We start from the raw sequence: 17,738 nt of genomic DNA, 5'->3' as shown, positions 1-17,738 counted from the left end.
GGCTCCCGTACTCCCCGCGGAACCAACGCTCCAGAGCCAGCGACAGCCGGAACGAGGACCATGCGAACCTCCCGCACGACCAAGGACGCCGAGTCCCCGCCACCGCCGTCGGCGACAGCGCGCGGACGCCGCGCGCACGCCGGACCGTCCGCCGACGAACGACCCGCCGATGAGCCGCCCGCCGGGAAACGGCTCGCCGGGGCACCGGAGGAGCGCGCCTCGGTGTCTTCCGTGTCTTCCGTGTTTTCGGTGTCTTCGGCGTTTTCGGTGTCTTCCGGCGGCGCCCGTTCCCGCCCCTGGCCGGGGCACCACCGACTCCGCCCCCGCACCGTCCGCGCCAAGGTCGTCTCGCTGCTCCTCGTACCCGTGGTCTCGCTCCTCGCCCTCTGGGGCTTCGCCACCGTCACCACCGCCCAGGACATCGCCCGCCTCAGCCGGATCCAGCACATCGACGCCGGAATCCGCAGGCCCGTGGCCGCCGCCGTCGCCGCTCTCCAGGACGAACGGCGCGCCGCCGTCCGGCAGGTCGCGGCCCCCGCCACCACCCGTGCCGCCGAACTCAGGGACCGGGTCCGCCGCACCGACGAGGCCGTCGACCGGCTCCGTCTGGACGACACCCACACCGTGGGCGACTCCGGCGGTCTGCCCGAAGCCGTCGGCGCCCGGGTGTCCGCGTTCGTCGGCCGGGTCGAGGGCCTCGCCCGGCTCCGTACCGCCGCCGTCCGGGGACGGGCCGACTGGGACCAGGTGTACGAGGAGTACACGGCCGCCGTCTCCGCCGGATTCGCCGTCGGCGGCGCCCTCACCGGCTCCCAGGACACCGCACCGGGCTCCGACGCGCGCGTACTCCTGGAATTCGGCCGCGCGGGCGAAACGCTGTCCCGCGAGGACGCCCTCCTCACCTCCGCCCACCTCACCGGCCACCTCGGCGGGGCGCACCTGCGCGCCTTCACCGGAGCCGTCGACACCCGCCGTACGCTCACGGGCCCGGCCGCCGCCGACCTGCCCCCGGCCGGGCGCGCCGCGTGGGCCGCGCTCGCCACCGGACCCGACCACACCCGGCTCACCCGCGCCGAGGACCGCGTCCTCGCGGCAGCCCCCGGACGTCCCGCCGCACGCGCCGTCACCCCGGCGGAGTGGGACGGCGCCGTCACCGCCGTACGGAACGGACTCGCCGCGATCGAGACCCGGGCGAGTGCCGCCGACCGCACCGACCCCCTGACCGGCGGCTTCCTCAGCACCGGCGGTACGGCGGTGCTCCTCGGCCTCGCCGCGGTCGCCGCCTCCCTCGTCATCTCCGTACGGATCGGCCGCGGCCTCGTCGTCGAACTCGTCAGCCTCCGCAACACCGCACTCGGCATCGCCATGGGCAGGCTCCCCGCCGCCATGCGCCGCCTGCGCGCGGGCGAGCGGATCGACGTCCACGCCGAGGCACCCCCAGGTCCCGCCGCCCAGGACGAGATCGGCCAGGTCGGCCAGGCCCTCACCACCGTCCACCGGGCGGCCCTGTCCGCCGCCGTCGAACGCGCGGAACTCGCCGACGGCATCTCCGGTGTCTTCGTCAACCTCGCACGCCGCAGCCAGATCCTCGTCCACCGCCAGCTCAATCTCCTGGACACCATGGAGCGGCGAGCCGACGACCCCGACGAACTCGGCGACCTCTTCCGGCTCGACCACCTCACCACCCGGATGCGCCGCCACGCCGAAAGTCTGATCATCCTCTCCGGCGCGGCCCCCGGCCGTGCCTGGCGAACCCCCGTCCCCCTCGTCGACGTCGTCCGCGCCGCCGTCTCCGAGATCGAGGACTACGCGCGCGTGGAGCTGAACCGACTCCCCGAGACGACCGTGGCCGGCGTGGCCGTCGCCGACCTCACCCACCTCCTGGCCGAACTCATCGAGAACGCCGCCCAGTTCTCCCCACCCCACACCAAGGTCCGCGTCAGCGGCGAACCCGTCGGCAACGGCTACGCACTGGAGATCGAGGACCGGGGCCTCGGCATGGGCAAGGAGGCCCTCGCCGAAGCCAACGCGCGCATCACCCGGTCCGAGACCCTCGACCTCTTCGACAGCGACCGGCTCGGCCTCTTCGTCGTCAGCAGGCTCTCCTCCCGCCAGGACGTCAAGGTCCATCTGCGGACATCCCCCTACGGCGGCACGACGGCCGTGGTCCTCCTCCCCGCAGACCTGCTCCGAAGCGCCCCGCCGCACCCCGTGGACGACGTCCCCAGGGCGCCCCGGCCCCGCCGCGCCGCCGCGCCGCCGACGACGACCGGAGGGCACTCCGGACGTCCGTCCGGCAACCACCCTTCCGGACGTCCGTCCGGCAACCACCCCTCCGGTCCCGGGTGGCTGGGCGACCGTCACTCCGGACGCCACCCGGACGGCACCGGACCGTCAGGAGCCCCGCAGGACCCCCGCCCGGGGCCTTCCCCGGCCCGCCCGGCCGCCGTACCCGCACGCGTGCCGACGGACCCCGGCCCCGCGCCCGCCGGGGTCACCGCACTCCGTCCCCGCGGCCCCTCCGTACCACCGCCCACCCTCAGGACGACAGCGGCGGGACAACGACCCGATCCCACCACTCCCGTCACTCCCACCAGACCTGTCAGCCGCACGGACCATGACGGCCCCACCGGCCACGGCGCCCCGACCAGTCACGGGGGCCCCACCACCCACGACACCTCGGGGGGAGACCTGCCCCGGCGCGTACGACAGATGAACCTCGTCCCCCAACTGCGCGGACCTGCCGCGCCCGAACCGGGGCCCACGCCCTCCGCGGCCGACCCGCGCACCCCTGAGCAGGTCAGGGACCGGATGACGGCCTACCGGGAGGGCTGGCTGCGCGGCGGCGGACCGCCCCTCGGCAGCGCCCGCCCCCCGGCCACCGGCCGGCGCCCCCTCGACGACCGACACCCCGAAGGAGACCACGCATGATCGACCACGAGAGGATCTCGCCCCACCGGTCCAGCGAGCTCGACTGGCTCCTCGACGACCTCACCCGGAGGGTCCGGGAGGCGCACCACGCCGTCGTGCTCTCCGACGACGGACTCCCCGTCGGCGCGTCCGGCGGCCTCAGCCGTGAGGACGCGGAGCACCTGGCCGCCATCGCCTCCGGCTTCCACAGCCTCGCGAAGGGCGCGGGACGCCAGTTCCGCACCGGCACGGTCCGCCAGACCATGGTCGAGATGGACGACGGCTTCCTCTTCGTCGCGGCGGCGGGCGACGGCTCCTGCCTCGCGGTGCTCAGCTCCGCCGACGCGGACATCGGCCTGATCGCCTACGAGATGGCCCGTCTCGTCAGGCGGGTCGGCGAGCACCTGCACACCCCGCCGCGCCTCGCGGCCACCCCGCCCGCCGCGGGCTGACAGGGAGAGCGTCCGTGAACGAGGAGCACCCCGGCGGCGACCCGACCGCACCGGGCGGCCAGTGGTACGACGCCGACGCCGGACCGCTCGTCCGCCCGTACGCGATGACCGGCGGACGCACCCGCTCAGGGCCCGCCCACCTACGGTTCGACCTCATCGCCCTCGTCGCCGTGCGGGGCGAACCGCCCGGCCCCGCCGAGGAGTCCCGTCTCGGCCCCGAACACCGCTCGCTGCTCGCCCGGTGCCGGGCGGAGACGCGGTCCGTGGCCGAGCTCGCCGCCGACGCCGACCTGCCCGTCGGAGTCGTCCGGGTCCTCCTCGGAGACCTCCTCGCATCGGGCCTCGTACGCGTCGACGGACCCGTACCGCCCGCACAACTCCCCGCCGAAACGATCCTGAGGGACGTCATCCATGGCCTACGAGCGCTCTGACAGCAGCGGCACGGACGAGAGCGCGGACCCCGCCGGCCTCGCCCTGAAGATCCTGGTCGCCGGAGGCTTCGGCGTCGGCAAGACCACCCTGGTCGGCGCCGTGAGCGAGATACGCCCCCTGCGTACCGAGGAACGGCTCAGCCGCGCCGGTGCATCGGTCGACGACACCGGGGGAGTCGGCAGCAAGACGACCACGACGGTCGCCATGGACTTCGGCCGGATCACCATCCGCGCCGGACTCTCCCTCTACCTCTTCGGCACGCCCGGACAGGACCGCTTCTGGTTCCTGTGGGACGACCTGTCCCAGGGAGCGCTGGGAGCCGTCGTCCTCGCCGACACCCGCCGCCTGGAGGACTGCTTCCCGGCGGTCGACTACTTCGAGCACCGGAAGATCCCCTTCGTGGTCGCCGTCAACTGCTTCACCGGCGCGCGTGCCTATGGAGCCGCCGACGTCTCCCGCGCCCTCGACCTGGACCGGGGCACACCGGTCGTGCTGTGTGACGCGCGTGACCGGGACTCCGGAAAGGAGGTCCTCATCCGAGTCGTCGAGCACGCGGGCCGGGTCCACACGGCCCGCTTCCTGGACTCGGCGAACTGATCCGGTCCCGTCAGATCCGTCACCCCGTCACCCCGTCACCCTGCCGTGCCGTCACCCCGTCGTCCCGGTAGCCGTACGCCGTCAGGGAGCGCGCGTCGGCGTACGGGAGCACGCCCCGGCGGGCTTCCGCCCCCTCGACCGCCATGTCCCGCCGACACATGCCCCGCGAGGCCGTTCCGCCCCTGGATTCCGCGCCACGGGTCCGGGATTTCCCGCGGCACGCGCGGGCGTGGTGGGGTGCTTGCCCTGTTCACGACAGTGCGTAAGGCTTGCGGCGATACGGCTGACCACAGCGGTCCGGACCACGGGAGCCCGGCCCGCAGGGGACACACCAAGCAGGGGGAGGACCACTGATGGCGCTGGACAAGGGACTTGACTGGCTGCTCGACGACCTGACCCAACGCGTCGGGTTCATACGACACGCGTTGGTGCTCTCGAACGACGGCCTGGTGACGGGTGCGAGCAGCGGGCTCGCACGGGAGGACGCCGAGCACCTGGCAGCCGTCTCCTCCGGCCTGCACAGCCTCGCCAGGGGCTCGGGACGGCACTTCAGGGCGGGCAGGGCCCGCCAGACGATGGTCGAGTTCGACGAGGCGCTGCTCTTCGTCACCGCGGCGGGCGAGGGCAGTTGCCTCTGCGTGCTGAGCGCGGCAGAGGCGGACGTCGGTCAGGTGGCGTACGAGATGACCCTGCTGGTCAACCGGGTCGGCGAGCACCTCGCCGTGGAGGCGCGGCAGCCCGGCGGGCTGGGCGGAGGACCGTTCTGACCCACTGACAGGCCGTTGTCCACAGGCCGTTGTCCACAGGTCGTGCGGACATCGTGACTCTGAGTTACTTTCGTGGAGTGGGTCCGAGGGGCTCACGACACGAGGACACGGAGAAGCACGGGAGGGCCGCGGAATGACGGTGGACGAAGGGGTACGCACGGTGACACCGGGGCGGGCCGCGCAGGAACTGGAGCTGAGGCGCGAAGAGTTCCAGCTTGCGGTCCAGATCGGCCTGGTGAGGACGGTACCGGCGGGTGAGAGCGGGCGACGAAGGGTCGAGCACCGCGAGATCGACCGGCTCAAGGCCGCGCCCGACTTCCCCGCCGGACTGCGCGACCGGGTGAGGGCGGTCGGTACGGCCGAGGCGGCGGCGCTCCTGGCGATCACCCCGGAGCGCTTCACCCGGCTGGTCAGGACCGGACACCTCAATCCGGTGCGGTTCTCGCTGAACCGCTACCGGGCGGTCGTGTGGACCTACCTCGCCGAGGAAGTGGCCGAGTTCGGGCTCCTCTGCCCCGACCTGCTCACCGGGCGCCTGCCCCAGCGACTCCGCGACCGCCTCGTCGCCAACGAGGACCTGCGCCCCAGGAACTGGCGGGCCCGTCGGCTCGGAGCTCAGCTCCGCGCCACGGACGACCCGTGGGCCAAGGCCGCGGCCATCGCCGCGCTGCTCGACCCGGTGCAGGTGGCCGAGGTCGTCGACGACCCCTACGAACGACACCACCTCGACCGGCTGCGCCCGCCACCGCCACCGGGCCTGCCCCTGCGTGCCGTGGCGGCCCGGGACATCGGCGAGCGACTGACACGGGCCGACGACCCGGACGAGATCCTGTGGCACCGGCTGAGCCTGGCCCTGGCCCTGGACGAGGCCCGCACCGAGCGCGAGGCGCCACACCCGGGGGAGGGGGTCACGGGGAGCGAACGGAAACCGGCCCCGTGGGACACCGCCGCCGGATGGGACCGTGCGGTGAGGTGGACACCACCGGAGGCGCGGGACGCGATCGGACACCTCCGGACCGGCGCATCCGCTGGTCGGACGGGGGTACGGGGGCTCTCCGGGCCGTTGCCGCCGGGGACGCGGCAGCGACCGGGCGAGCGTCCGGGGACCCTGGGCTCTGCGGGTTCCCCGGGGACTTCGGAGACTCCAGGGGCTACGACGGCTCCGAGGCAGACAGGGCCCGGGGTGCCGCTGAGGGGGCCCGTGAACCGTGTTCCCGTGATGCCGCTCGCGGCCCAGGAGCCTCCGCCCGTACCCGCGATGCCCCCGGCTGTGCCTCCGATGCTCCCGCCTGTGCTCCCAATGCCCTCGGCCGTCGTCGCGCCCACCGGGCGCCTTCCGGCGGCAGAACGCACGCCCGGCCGGGCGGCCCGTGCCGGGCTGTTCGCCCGGTTCCGTCGCGCGAGGGAAGGGGCGAGCGGGCGACGGACCGACCGGCGCGGGCGCAAGGACACCTGGCCCTGAGGCCGACCCGGGGCAGGTGCCGGCCGCCACCCGCCCCGCCGTACCTCCGGGCCCGGCCACGCCCGCCACCTCCGGGCCCTGGCCCCACTCGCCCGAGCGGCGTGGATCGGGCCCCGCACGGTGCTGTCCTCCGCGATGCCGCTGCCGCGATGCCGCTGCCGTGCTGCCGCTGCCGCGCTGCCGTGGGGTGCGGGCGAGCTGCGGTTGTCCGTGGGAGTCAGGGAGGAGGGAGGGAGGAGGGAGGGGGAGGAGGGGGAGGGGGAGGGGCCCGTGCCGGATCTCGCGTCGCCGCGCGGGAGGGCCGAGGTTGTGGGGACGATGGGGGCATGATGTTCGCCCGTCTCGCGGAGGTGTCCAGGGAGGTCGCCGCCGCGCTCGCGCGCTCGCGCAAGACCGAGTTGCTCGCCGAGTTGTTCGTGGAGGCCGAGCCTGAGGAGAGCCCCCTGGTCATCGCCTATCTGTCGGGTCGGCTGCCGCAGGGGAGGATCGGGGTCGGGTGGAGCGTTCTTCAGGAGGTCGTGCCTCCCGCTGTCCCGCCCGTCGAGCGGCCGGAGCTGACGTTGGGGCGGGTGGACGCGACGATGACGGAGCTGGCCGGTGTCTCGGGGGCGGGGGCCCGCGCGCGGCGGTCGGAACTGGTGCGGGGCCTGTTCGCCACCGCCACCCACGACGAACAGGAGCTGCTGCTGCGGCTCCTGGCCGGGGAGGTACGGCAGGGGGCTCTGGACGCGGTGGCGCTGGAGGGTGTCGCGCGGGCGTCGGGTGTTCCCGCCGCCGAGCTGCGGCGCGCCGTGATGCTCGAAGGGTCGCTGCCACCGGTGGCGCGGGCCGTTCTCACCGAGGGGGTCTCCGCGCTCGACCGGTTCACCCTGCGGGTCGGCACCCCGGTGCAGCCCATGCTGGCGCACACCGCGGCCTCGGTCACCGAGGCGATCGGGCTGGTCGGCCCCTGCGCGGTCGAGGAGAAGCTCGACGGCATCCGCGTCCAGGTCCACCGGCTCGGTGATGAGGTCCGCGTCCACACCCGTTCCCTCGACGACATCACCGATCGGCTGCCTGAGGTGGTGGCGACGGCCCGTGCGGTGGCCGCCGACGCGTTCGTCCTGGACGGTGAGGTGATCGCCGTCGATCCCGGTACGGGGCGTCCCGCCGCGTTCCAGTCGATCGCGGGCCGGGTCGGTTCCCGCACCGACGTCGCCGGTGCGCGTGCCGCACTGCCGCTGACACCGGTCTTCTTCGACGTCCTCGCGGCCGACGGCGAGGAGCTGATCGACCAGCCGGGGAGGGAACGGCACGCGGTGCTGGCCCGGCTCCTGCCCGCCTCCCAACGCGTGGGGCGCCTCCTGGTCACCGATCCGGACGACCCGGCGCAGGTCGAGGCCGCCGAGCGGTTCTTCACCGACACTCTGGCGCGGGGGCACGAGGGCGTCCTCGTGAAGGCCCTGGACGCCCCCTACGTCGCCGGGCGCAGAGGGCGCACCTGGCTCAAGGTGAAGCCCGTCCACACGCTCGACCTCGTCGTCCTCGCCGCCGAGTGGGGACACGGGCGCAGGACCGGGATGCTGTCCAACCTGCACCTCGGGGCCCGCACCGCGGACGGCGGCTTCGTGATGCTCGGCAAGACCTTCAAGGGGCTCACCGACGAGATGCTGCGCCGCCAGACGGAGCGGCTCGGTGAACTGGCGGTGGAGGACGACGGATTCACCGTGCGGGTCCGGCCCGAATTCGTCGTCGAGATCGCCTACGACGGGCTCCAGGTCTCTTCGCGCTACCCGGCGGGCGTGACCCTCCGGTTCGCCCGGGTCGTACGACACCGGCCCGACAAACCCGCCGCCGAGGCCGACACGATCGAGGACGTCGTCGGACCGCACTGAGCCGAACCGTCGCACTTCACCGGGCCGAGGGGAGGAGCACGGTGGAGAGGAGTGCTGCCGGGGGGAGAGGCATGCGGGGTGGCCCGCGGCCCTCGTGGCCCGGAAGACCGCGGACCACCTGACGGAGGGGTGGGGCGACGGGCCTCGCGGGCGGGAGACGCACGAGGGATGCTGGAGACGTGCCAGGAGGAGCGGTCGGCACGATGGGCAGGACGGGTCACCGTGCGACCGGCGGGCCGCGAGGAGATGAGCGACGTGTACGACTTGCACATCGACACCGATGTCACCGTGCAGCTCAGTGACTGCTGCCGGGAGGACGCCCAGGCCGTCTTCGACGTGCTCGACGGCGTCTATCAGCGGGAGGACATGACGGTTCCGGGCCCGCAGTCGGCTCCAGGGCCCGCGGTCACCGTCTGGACGGCCACTTTCGACACGGCGGGTGGCGGGCGCCGGGAGACGGCGCCCGCCTCGTTGACGGCGCCGGTCGGCGTCACCCTCACCGGCGGATACCACGCCGTCGACGCGGTCGAGAAGACCCTGGCCGTGGCTTTCGACGTCCGGTCGATGCAATCGGTCTCCGGTGACCAGGAGACCGAGGCCCGTCTGCTTCTCGCGTCTCGTTGAGAGCGGCCCTCCGGTTCCCCGTGGCGGGGGTGCGGAAAGGATCACGTCCTCGTGGCGGGGCACGGAGAGAACACGGACGCCCGGGTGCCGCGCGGACCGGCGGGCGAGCCGCTCGCGCCTGCCACGCGACCCCGGTGGCCCTTCTCGGTATACACCATGTGTAGAGTGCTTGACCGGTCGTGCGAACCGTCCTGACCTGGCGGTTTCCGGCTGCACCGAAGACACCACAGGGGAAGCGGGTTCCGATATGTTCCGATCCAAGCTGGGCCGACACAAGGGCGCGGTCGCCGCGCTGCTCGCCACCGCGTCTCTGGCGCTGACGCTCGGCGGCTGCGGAATGGACACCGTCACCCCGCAGGACGCCCGGGGCGAGGCGGGCGCGGACGCGAAGAAGGCCGCTCCTTCACGCCGGGTCGACTGCGACAAGGTCAAGTGCATAGCACTGACCTTCGACGCGGGTCCGGGCAAGGACACGCCCCGGCTGCTCGACGTCCTCAAGGAGGAGAAGGTCCCGGCGACCTTCTTCCTCCTCGGAAGCAAGCACGTCGACCGCTATCCCAAGGTGGTCAAGCGCATCGCCGACGAGGGGCACGAGGTCGCCAACCACACCTGGACCCACCGGATCCTGACCGACCTCGACGCCTCGGAGATTCGTGAGGAGCTGTCCAGGACCCAGGACGCCGTGGAGAAGATCACCGGGCGCAAGCCCACGCTGATGCGCCCGCCGCAGGGCCGTACCGACGACACGGTCTCCGAGGTCAGCAAGGAGCTCGGACTGGCCCAGATCCTGTGGAGCATCACGGCCAAGGACTACTCGACCAACGATTCCGCCCTCATCCGCCAGCGCGTGCTCGAACAGGCACACGGCGACGGCATCATCCTGCTCCACGACATCTACGACGGTACGGTGCCCGCCGTTCCCTCGATCATCGACGAGCTGAAGCGGCGCGGCTTCACCTTCGTGACGGTGTCGGAACTGCTCGCCCCCGGCAAGGCGGAGCCGGGCGCGGTCTACCGCCCCGAGAAGGACTGACGAGAACCGTCGAAAACCGGGTGAGGTGACTCACACCGCCCACACGGGCATTCTCGGAACATTGGGGAAAGGCCGACCGTTGTCAGTTATGTGACGGCGAAGGGGTCCGGTCCCCAGGTTCCCCCCCAGAGGCGACCGCTCTTCCCGTCACGGCAGATCGGCCCCGGTTGGAATCCCCCGTCCAGCCGGGGCTCTGTCGTTCCCGGACTGCCGCCCTCCCGTGAGGGGCGCCGGAGGGTGCGCCGACGGCGCCCGAGAGGCGCGTGCTCCGGCGGATCCGACCCGTTCGAGTGAGGACCCGCATGGTGGCCCCGTGCCCGGGCACCGATCATCCCGAGCGGGGGAAGTGCGATCCCCGCTCACCGCTCCGAACAGGGACGATCGCAGGGGGACACCATGATCCGAGCGACCTCGCGCACCTCGCGCATCCGCCTCACCCTCCTCGCCGCAGCCGGTGCGCTGATGCTCTCCGGCTGTACCACCGTCGTGCCCGACAGCTCCGTGACCTCGGGCCGTGCGGCTCAGGACACGCGGTTCGCAGCCGCCGAGCCCCGGCTCGTCGTGGAGTGCCCGGACGACCGGGTCCTCGCCCTCACGGCCAGGCCCCGCGCCCCCGACGTGAACCGCACGCTGCGGGCGGAGTCCTTCGGCATCGCTCCCGGGGGAGTCTCCCTCACGGCCACCACCCTCACCGTCTCCCGGGGCGGCTGCCTCACCGCCGCTCGCGGCGGGCTCCACGGTGACCGGCACGGCCCGTTCCTCGCCGGAGTCCCCGTCGGCGGACTCCAGGCCGACGCGCGGTCCCGGACGAGCAGCGGCCCCGCTGCCCGGGAGGCCCTCGTGCGCCGGGCCGACTGCGCGCCACCGTCCGAGCGTCCGTACTTCGACCGGCCGTACTTCGACCGTCCGGAACTCGGGGGGCCGTACTCCGGCCGCCCCGGTCCGGCCGACATCGCCCGATGCGACCCCGATGCGGCACTCGCAGCCGTCCGTGCCCGGCTCGAAGCCGTCCGGCCCGGTACGGTCCGCGCCCTGCGGCACGGCGAACCCGCCACCTACCGGGAACTGCGCGCCCGCGCGCTGCGAAGAGCGGCCGAACCGCAAGGACCTGCCACCCTCCCGGAGAAGGCCACGAGCCATCCGTGACGCACCCCCCCGGGCCGTTCCGCAAGGGGGCGGCGGTCATGATGGCGGCGCCGACGACCCGCCGTGTTCCGGGAAGGCGGCGGCTCGGCCGTCGGCGCGGCCCACGGCCCTCAGGTACGGGGAAGCGCCGCCGTCGGGTGACGCAGGGCGGAGGTCAGCATCAGGCCCGCGCCCCGGACCACACTGGTCTGCGGATCGTTCACGAGACGGAGACGGGCCCGCAGCAGGTGCGCCAGACGCCCGGTCACGTCCAGCGACAGGGCCCCGCCGCCGGTCACCAGGACGCCCCGGCGCAGTGCGCCCCTGACCGCGCCGGTGCGGTCCCGCCGCCACAGATCGCTCACCATGTCCGCCGCCGTACCCGCCACCGAGTCCGCAGAGGACCGGGCCGTCCCGACCGGTGCGCCGCCCGACTCGGGCGGGTCGTCCACCCCCACCTCGGCGAGCCGCGCGTCCTGGACGAGACCGTCCACGACGAGCGTCACCTCGGTCAGCCGTGCGCCGAGGTCGATCACCAGGAGCGGGCCGCCGCCCGCCGGAGCCGCGTAGGCCGCGGCGGCTCGCGCGCTGTCCACGGCGATGATCCGTGTCGGCCCCAGGGCGTCCACCAGGCGCCGGGCCGCCGCCCGTTCCTCGGGGGCGGCGAGCACGGGATGGGTCAGCATCACGACGGTGTCGTGCCCCTCGTCGCCCGGAGCGGTCGCGGTGAGACGGCGCAGCAGGGCGAGCCGGGAGCCGGACTCGGTCATGTGCCCGCCTCGGACCGGACCGCTCGGGACATCCGCGAAGACACCCGCGCCCGGCGCCCACGCACGGGTCCTCGCGCTGCCGATGTCCAGGGCGATCCCGCGCACCGGACGCCTCGCGCCCGGGGCGCCGTCTGCTGAACCGAACGATCCCATCACGTGCGTCGCTTCCGTCCGTCCCTTGCGGACTCGCTGATTACGAGGCCGATATGGGGCTTCACTATGCAGTATCCGTGGTGGAAGCGCCATGATGCTTGTGGATCGAAGGATTCGTAGGGGAGTGTCGGTGAGGGCTCAGGCGCCCAGCCACAGGTCGGGGCCGAACACCTCGTAGTGGATGTCGGCGGCGGACGTGCCGCGCCCGAGGAGATCCGCCCGGATCGTCCGGAGGAAGGGGAGCGGGCCGCAGAGGTACGCGGTCGTGCCCGTCGGCAGGTCCAGCGCGGTGACGTCCGCGCGTCCCGGCAGGGCACCGGAGTCGCCCGGCTCCTCGTACCAGAGGTGGAGCGTGCCCTGCGGCAGGGCGTCCACGAGTCGGCGCAGTTCCGCGGCGTGCGCGTGCGATCCCGGCGAGCGGTCGGCGTGGACGACCACGACGGGACGGGACGAGCTGTCGGCCGCGAGGTGGTCGAGCATGGCCAGCATCGGGGTGCTGCCGATGCCCGCCGAGGCCAGCAGCAGCGGGGTGTCGCCCTCGGGCAGGACCAGATCGCCGAACGGGGCGGACACGTCCACGAGGTCCCCGGTCCGGGCGTGGGCGTGCAGCCAGGAGGAGACCTCGCCCGCCGGGTCGCCGTCGACGCGCTTCACCGTGATCCGCCACCGGGGGTGACCGGGGGCGGCGGACAGGCTGTACTGGCGGATCTGCCGGGCGCCGTCGGGCAGGGCGACCTGGACGCTGACGTACTGGCCCGGGCGGAAGGCGGCCGTGGGGGATCCGTCGGGGTGCCGCAGGACGAAGGAGACCGTGTCCGGTGTCTCCTCGTGCCGTTCGGCGATCTCCATCGGGCGCCAGACCTCGCCCTCGGCGACCCCCGCTTCCTGGTAGAGCCGGGACTCGACGGCGATCAGGGCGTTCGCCATCAGCCAGTACACCTCGTCCCAGGCGCGGGCGACCTCCGGGGTCACCGCCTCGCCGAGGACTTCCACGATGGCGGCGAAGAGGTGCTCGTGCACGACCTTGTACTGCTCGGACGTGACGCCGAGCGAGGCGTGCTTGTGGGCGATCCGGGACAGCATGGCGTCGGGCCGGGCGTCCGGCTGCTCCAGGAGGGCGGAGGCGAACGCGGCTATGGATCCGGCGAGGGCCTTCCGCTGGTCGCCGCTGGCCTGGTTGCCGCGGTTGAACAGGTCCCGCAGCAGCCCGGGGTGGGCGGCGAAGAGGCGGCCGTAGAACCGTTCGGTGATCTGGTCGAGCGCGCCTCCGACGGCGGGCAGGGTGGCGCGGACGACCGGGACGGCCTGCTCGGACAGCATGACGACTCCATATCTGGTAGATGATCTACCTATTTAAAGGTGGGTGTGAGGCGCCGCCGGACGCGGCGCCCAGGAAGGGGGGGCTCAGTCGGTGGGGCGCGGGCCGAGCGAGAGCAGCAGGGGGCCGGTCGGGGATTCCACCAGTTCCGCCACGGTCACCGGGTCGAGCACCCGGTAGAACGCCTCCTGCGCCTGGCGCAGGGTGGCCCGTAGTCTGCATCCGGACCGCAGCGGGCACGGTGGGTCGCCCTCGCAGGCGACGACCTCCTCCTCGCCCTCCAGGGTGCGGGTCAGCCAGCCCACCGAGGCGTGCCTGCCGCGTTCAGTGAGGGCCAGGCCGCCACCCCTGCCCCGTCGCGCCTCGATCACGCCGAGGTGCTGGAGCCGGGTCACCACCTTGGCCATGTGCGCGTAGGGCACCTCCATCGAGTCCGCCACCTCGCGGGTGGTGACGGATTCCTCGGGAGCGGTGACCGCCAGGCGCATCACGGCACGCAGCGCCAGGTCGGTGAACTTCGTCAGCCTCACGCCGTGACCGTATCAAAGCGGTATGGGGGATGCGTATTAAGGGGGTGTCGAGTGGAGGACGTCTCGTCCAGCCGTCATGGTCGAGTGGAGGACGTCCCGTCCAGCCGTCGCGGTCGGTTGGAGGGCGTCCCGTCCCGCCGTCGTGGTCGGTCCGCCCCTTCACCTCGTCACGTGGGCCCGGTGTTCCCGGCCGGTCGGGCGGCCCTCTCCCCACGCCGTCGATGCCGCCGCCACTGCCACCAGCCTCCGGTCAGCAGACAACTGCTGGTGAGGACGATCCCGGCGACCGGCCAGCGCCCGTCGGCGATCCTGGTGTCCGAGGCGACGACCACGAACAGCCCGAAAGCCGGCAGCAGCAGTGATCCGGCCGCGCGCAGAGCCGCCAGGGCGACGGCCGGATCCATCCGGAGGCCGCGCGGGGCGCGCAGATCGCGGTCGCCGACGTAGAAGACGGTGGCCCGGTCCATGAGCCGACGGGTGGCCCGCAGATACGAGACGGCCATGTACGGCAGCCACACCAGCGGCGCGACCAGCCCGGCCAGGAACACCACGCCGACCAGCGCCCAGTGGCCGAGCCGGGCGAGCGGTCCGCCGCCCGCGTCCGGGGTGAGCAGTCCGAGGAGCCGCGCCATCCGCATGACCAGGTCGAAGAGCACCGCCACCCGGCCCGGCCCGGTGGCGCCCCCGCGTACGGCGGCACCGCCCCCCTCCACCGCCTCGCGGTCCGTGCCTCCCGCATCCTCCTCCACGGCCTGCGAAGCCGCTGTCCCGTTCTCCGCCACGGCTTCCGGAGCTCCTGGCCCGTTCTCCTCCAGGAGCGCCGCCAGCGAGGCCCGTGCGGCCGGCAGGTCCTCGTACACGCCTTGCAGGACGAGGAGCTCCGCCGCCCGTTCCGGGTCCGTGGGGTCCCGCCCCTCGACGGCGGCGAGTTCCAGCACCGTGCGCGCCTGGCTGAGGAGCGCGCCGCAGAAGGCGAACGGCACGAAGAGCAGGAAGGGCCCGCCGACGAAGGCCCCCTCCGTCGCCACCGCGCGGCGCCCCCGGGCGACGACCAGGGCGCGCAGGGCCGCGTCGTCGGCGCCGGGGCGGGCGCTGCGGAGCCGGTCGACGGTGGCTCCCGCCCCCGGGCCCAGACGGCGCAGCGCGAAGGACGCGAGCGACTCCGGGAGCCTGCCGGGCCGTGCGCGGATCTCCCCGAACAGGGAGCCCGCGAGCCCGGCGGCCGGTGCCGCCCGCGCCCTCTTCCGCACCGTCGTGTGCGCTTCCTTCCGGGCCCCGCCGGGCCGTCCGGAGGTGCTCAGGCCAGGACCTTGGCCTTCGCCTTCTCGTACTCCTCGGGCGTGATCGCGCCCTTGTCCTTCAGCTCGGCGAGCCGTGCCAGCTCGTCGGTGGGGCTGGGGGCGCCGCCCTGGGTCCCCGCCGTCTTGCGGATGTAGTCCTGGAACCTGGCCTCGGTGTCCTTGGCCTGCTTGGCGTCACGCTCGCCCATGCTCCGGCCCCGGGCGATCACGTAGATGAGCACGCCGATGTACGGGAGGACGATGCAGAGGATCAGCCAGCCGGCCTTGGCCCAGCCGTTGAGCGAGTGGTCCCGGAAGATGTCCGTGATCACCTTGAACAGCAGGAACAGCCACATGATCCAGAGGAAGAACCACAGCATGGTCCAGAACAGGTTGAGGAGAGGGTAGTCGTCCATTCCTGCACGCTCCGTTCCCGCGACGGCCGGGAGGGGCCACGCGTTGAACCGAGTCTCACCCGCCGACGGCGCCCCCGCACGTCGTGGCCGCCCCGGTGGCGGGCAGCCGGAGGACGTGCCCCGTCACGAGGCGCGCAGCGCGGCCAGGGCGCGGTCGGCGTGCGCGCTCATGCGCAGCTCGCTGCGCACGACCTCCCGCACCCGCCGGTCCCGGCCGATCACGAACGTGACCCGCTTCGTCGGCGCGAGGGAGAAACCGCGGGTGACGCCGAACCGGTCGCGCACGCTTCCGTCCGGGTCGGAGAGCAGCGGATATCCGAGCGAGTGCCGCTCCGCGAACTCCCGCTGCCGTCCCACGCCGTCCGAGCTGATCCCGACGGGCAGCGCACCGGCGGCCCGGAACTCGGCGGCGAGATCACGAAAGTGGCAGGCCTCGGCCGTGCATCCCGGGGTCATGGCCGCCGGATAGAAGAAGAGGACGACCGGCCCCTCGGCGAGCAGTTCGGTCAGGGAACGGGGGGTGCCCGTCTCATCCGGAAGGGTGAAGTCCTCCACCAGGTCACCGACGTTCACAGCGGCCGTCCCCGATCGTGTGCGGGCCGCCACCGGTGCCTCCGGTGGCCGGCCGGTGACGTTACCCCAGAGCGGGAGCCACCGTCACCCCGCACCCTGTCGAGGGCGCCGCCGCGTGGCGGACCCGTGGGCGGGCCCCGGACCCCCGCCGGATCACCCGTTCAGCCCAGGCCCGCCGTCACCGTGCCCCGTGCCGTGGCGGCGCGTCGGTCCAGGACCGCGAGCACCCGCTCGCCCCACCGCAGGTTCTCCTCCTCGAAGTACCGGCCGCGCATGAGCGTGAGGTACGGGCCCACCCGCTCGGCCTCGTCCAGATACCGTTCCTCGTCCCGGCCGTCCAGCATCCGTTCCCGCATCCGGTCGTAACGGGCCAGCTTCTCCCGTGCCGTCTCCATGCGCCGGGCCACGAACGCCCGCACCGCCTGCGTGTCGCCCTCGTCGCAGGACTGCACCTGCACCATCAGGTCGTCACGGACCGCGCTGGGGCGCGGCGGGGTGGAGGTGTAGGCGGCCAGGTCCCGCCGTCCCGGTTCGGTGAGGCTGAACATCCGCTTGTTGGGGCGCCGTTCCTGCTGCACCACGCGCGCCGTGATCAGACCGGCCTCCGCGAGCCGGTCGAGCTCGCGGTACAACTGCTGCGGAGTGGCGGCCCAGAAGTTGGCGACGGACACGTCGAAGATCTTGGCCAGATCGTATCCGGAGGCCTCGCCCTCCAGGAGAGCTGCGAGGACGGCGTGCTTGAGCGACATCCGGACACGCTAGCAGTACGTTGAAGGGTTTCCCCCGGGTCCGATCGCCCCTCGGCCGGGGGCCGGACGGACGCTCTACGCTGGCACGTCCGTCCGCCGCCTGCCTAGGCTCGGAGAGGGGACGGCACACCCGAGGGGCAGCACGATGGACAGCGACACCTTCGTCTACACCACCTACATCCGGACCACTCCGGACGAGCTGTGGACGGCGCTCACCGACCCGGCGTCCACCCGCCGGTACTGGGGCGTGGCCTTCGAGACGGAGTGGACACCCGGCGCCCCCATGGTCTGGGAGGAGGGCGGACGCCGGACCGCCGACCCCGAGCAGCTCGTCCTCGCCGCCGAACCCGGCCGCCTCCTCGCGTACACCTGGCACACCTTCACCCCCGCCTGGGCGCAGGCGGTCCGGCTCGATCCGGAGGTCCACCGGAAGCTGCTCCAGGAGCGCAGATCACGGGTGACCTTCGACATCGAACCCGCCGGTGACACCGTGAAGCTGACGGTCACCCACGGGGACCTGGAGGCCGACGGCCTGATGAAGGGGCTGATCGGCGAGGGCTGGCCCGCACTGATCTCCAGTCTCAAGTCGCTGCTGGAGACCGGCGAGGAACTCCCCGAGCCGCCCCGCTGACCCATGCCGCCGCTGACCCATTCGAGTCGTCTCGTCCGTGAT

The 17,738-nt window shown here is 73.3% G+C and carries 19 protein-coding genes; 11 read left to right on the top strand and 8 right to left on the bottom strand.

The window, feature by feature from the left end; translation table 11 throughout:
* The first annotated feature begins 60 nt into the window (after positions 1–60).
* The 4 genes from ACIRQY_RS18695 to ACIRQY_RS18680 are packed head-to-tail and all read left to right on the top strand — an operon-like array spanning position 61 to position 4,391.
* Complete coding sequence (locus tag ACIRQY_RS18695; RefSeq protein WP_403926894.1) at positions 61–2,931, top strand: nitrate- and nitrite sensing domain-containing protein; 2,871 nt, start codon at positions 61–63, stop codon at positions 2,929–2,931.
* The gene (locus ACIRQY_RS18690; RefSeq protein WP_351788339.1) at positions 2,928–3,362 is read left to right on the top strand and encodes a roadblock/LC7 domain-containing protein; all 435 of its coding nucleotides are present in this window, start codon (positions 2,928–2,930) and stop codon (positions 3,360–3,362) included. Before ACIRQY_RS18695 ends, ACIRQY_RS18690 begins: the two co-directional genes overlap by 4 nt.
* 14 nt (positions 3,363–3,376) lie before the next feature.
* Complete coding sequence (locus ACIRQY_RS18685) at positions 3,377–3,793, top strand: DUF742 domain-containing protein (RefSeq protein ID WP_351788336.1); 417 nt, start codon at positions 3,377–3,379, stop codon at positions 3,791–3,793.
* Positions 3,774–4,391: a GTP-binding protein gene (locus tag ACIRQY_RS18680; protein ID WP_403926892.1), complete on the top strand. Its 618-nt coding sequence runs from the start codon at positions 3,774–3,776 to the stop codon at positions 4,389–4,391. Before ACIRQY_RS18685 ends, ACIRQY_RS18680 begins: the two co-directional genes overlap by 20 nt.
* Positions 4,392–4,410: 19 nt before the next feature.
* Here ACIRQY_RS18680 and ACIRQY_RS18675 read toward each other — a convergent pair whose 3' ends face one another.
* Positions 4,411–4,536 (bottom strand): hypothetical protein, encoded by a 126-nt coding sequence (locus ACIRQY_RS18675; RefSeq protein ID WP_403926889.1) that lies wholly within the window; start codon positions 4,534–4,536, stop codon positions 4,411–4,413.
* 208 nt (positions 4,537–4,744) lie between these two features.
* Between ACIRQY_RS18675 and ACIRQY_RS18670 the strand changes: the two genes are divergently transcribed.
* From ACIRQY_RS18670 to ACIRQY_RS18645, 6 genes are all read left to right on the top strand, one after another.
* Positions 4,745–5,158, top strand: coding sequence for a roadblock/LC7 domain-containing protein (locus ACIRQY_RS18670; RefSeq protein ID WP_351788330.1), 414 nt, complete (start codon positions 4,745–4,747; stop codon positions 5,156–5,158).
* A 133-nt stretch (positions 5,159–5,291) separates the two neighbouring features.
* Entirely contained in the window at positions 5,292–6,620 is a 1,329-nt protein-coding gene (locus ACIRQY_RS18665) for a DUF6397 family protein (protein WP_403926887.1), read from the top strand.
* Positions 6,621–6,946: 326 nt separating this feature from the next.
* Positions 6,947–8,494 (top strand): ATP-dependent DNA ligase, encoded by a 1,548-nt coding sequence (locus ACIRQY_RS18660; protein WP_403926885.1) that lies wholly within the window; start codon positions 6,947–6,949, stop codon positions 8,492–8,494.
* 246 nt (positions 8,495–8,740) lie between these two features.
* Positions 8,741–9,118: a hypothetical protein gene (locus ACIRQY_RS18655; protein ID WP_403926882.1), complete on the top strand. Its 378-nt coding sequence runs from the start codon at positions 8,741–8,743 to the stop codon at positions 9,116–9,118.
* Positions 9,119–9,365: 247 nt separating this feature from the next.
* The gene (locus ACIRQY_RS18650; RefSeq protein ID WP_351788320.1) at positions 9,366–10,151 is read left to right on the top strand and encodes a polysaccharide deacetylase family protein; all 786 of its coding nucleotides are present in this window, start codon (positions 9,366–9,368) and stop codon (positions 10,149–10,151) included.
* A gap of 396 nt (positions 10,152–10,547) precedes the next feature.
* Positions 10,548–11,297: a hypothetical protein gene (locus tag ACIRQY_RS18645; RefSeq protein WP_403926880.1), complete on the top strand. Its 750-nt coding sequence runs from the start codon at positions 10,548–10,550 to the stop codon at positions 11,295–11,297.
* A gap of 110 nt (positions 11,298–11,407) precedes the next feature.
* On the opposite strand, the gene ACIRQY_RS18640 is transcribed toward ACIRQY_RS18645, so the two are convergent.
* The 7 genes from ACIRQY_RS18640 to ACIRQY_RS18610 all read right to left on the bottom strand — a co-directional run bounded on the left by ACIRQY_RS18640 (position 11,408) and on the right by ACIRQY_RS18610 (position 17,065).
* Positions 11,408–12,046, bottom strand: a complete 639-nt coding sequence (locus tag ACIRQY_RS18640; protein ID WP_403926877.1) for a rod shape-determining protein MreC — start codon at positions 12,044–12,046, stop codon at positions 11,408–11,410.
* A gap of 291 nt (positions 12,047–12,337) precedes the next feature.
* Positions 12,338–13,519, bottom strand: coding sequence for a globin domain-containing protein (locus tag ACIRQY_RS18635; protein ID WP_403926875.1), 1,182 nt, complete (start codon positions 13,517–13,519; stop codon positions 12,338–12,340).
* A gap of 84 nt (positions 13,520–13,603) precedes the next feature.
* Complete coding sequence (locus ACIRQY_RS18630; protein WP_403926872.1) at positions 13,604–14,047, bottom strand: RrF2 family transcriptional regulator; 444 nt, start codon at positions 14,045–14,047, stop codon at positions 13,604–13,606.
* 167 nt (positions 14,048–14,214) lie between these two features.
* Positions 14,215–15,297, bottom strand: coding sequence for a hypothetical protein (locus ACIRQY_RS18625; RefSeq protein WP_403926870.1), 1,083 nt, complete (start codon positions 15,295–15,297; stop codon positions 14,215–14,217).
* 47 nt (positions 15,298–15,344) lie between these two features.
* Positions 15,345–15,743: an SHOCT domain-containing protein gene (locus ACIRQY_RS18620; protein ID WP_351788304.1), complete on the bottom strand. Its 399-nt coding sequence runs from the start codon at positions 15,741–15,743 to the stop codon at positions 15,345–15,347.
* A gap of 123 nt (positions 15,744–15,866) precedes the next feature.
* Positions 15,867–16,316 carry a peroxiredoxin gene (locus tag ACIRQY_RS18615; protein ID WP_351788301.1) on the bottom strand — a complete coding sequence of 150 codons (450 nt, stop codon included), beginning with the start codon at positions 16,314–16,316 and terminating at the stop codon, positions 15,867–15,869.
* Positions 16,317–16,477: 161 nt separating this feature from the next.
* Positions 16,478–17,065: a PadR family transcriptional regulator gene (locus ACIRQY_RS18610; protein WP_403926865.1), complete on the bottom strand. Its 588-nt coding sequence runs from the start codon at positions 17,063–17,065 to the stop codon at positions 16,478–16,480.
* A gap of 145 nt (positions 17,066–17,210) precedes the next feature.
* On the opposite strand from ACIRQY_RS18610, the gene ACIRQY_RS18605 reads away from it, so the two are divergent.
* On the top strand, positions 17,211–17,696 hold the full coding sequence (locus ACIRQY_RS18605) for an SRPBCC family protein (RefSeq protein ID WP_403926863.1): 486 nt from the start codon (positions 17,211–17,213) through the stop codon (positions 17,694–17,696).
* The last annotated feature ends 42 nt before the right edge of the window (positions 17,697–17,738 follow it).

The organism is Streptomyces sp. NPDC101490 (assembly GCF_044767145.1).
GTDB lineage: Bacteria > Actinomycetota > Actinomycetes > Streptomycetales > Streptomycetaceae > Streptomyces.
The sequence above is the reverse complement of the archived record's forward strand: the minus strand, read 5'-3'. Positions and strand labels throughout refer to the sequence as shown.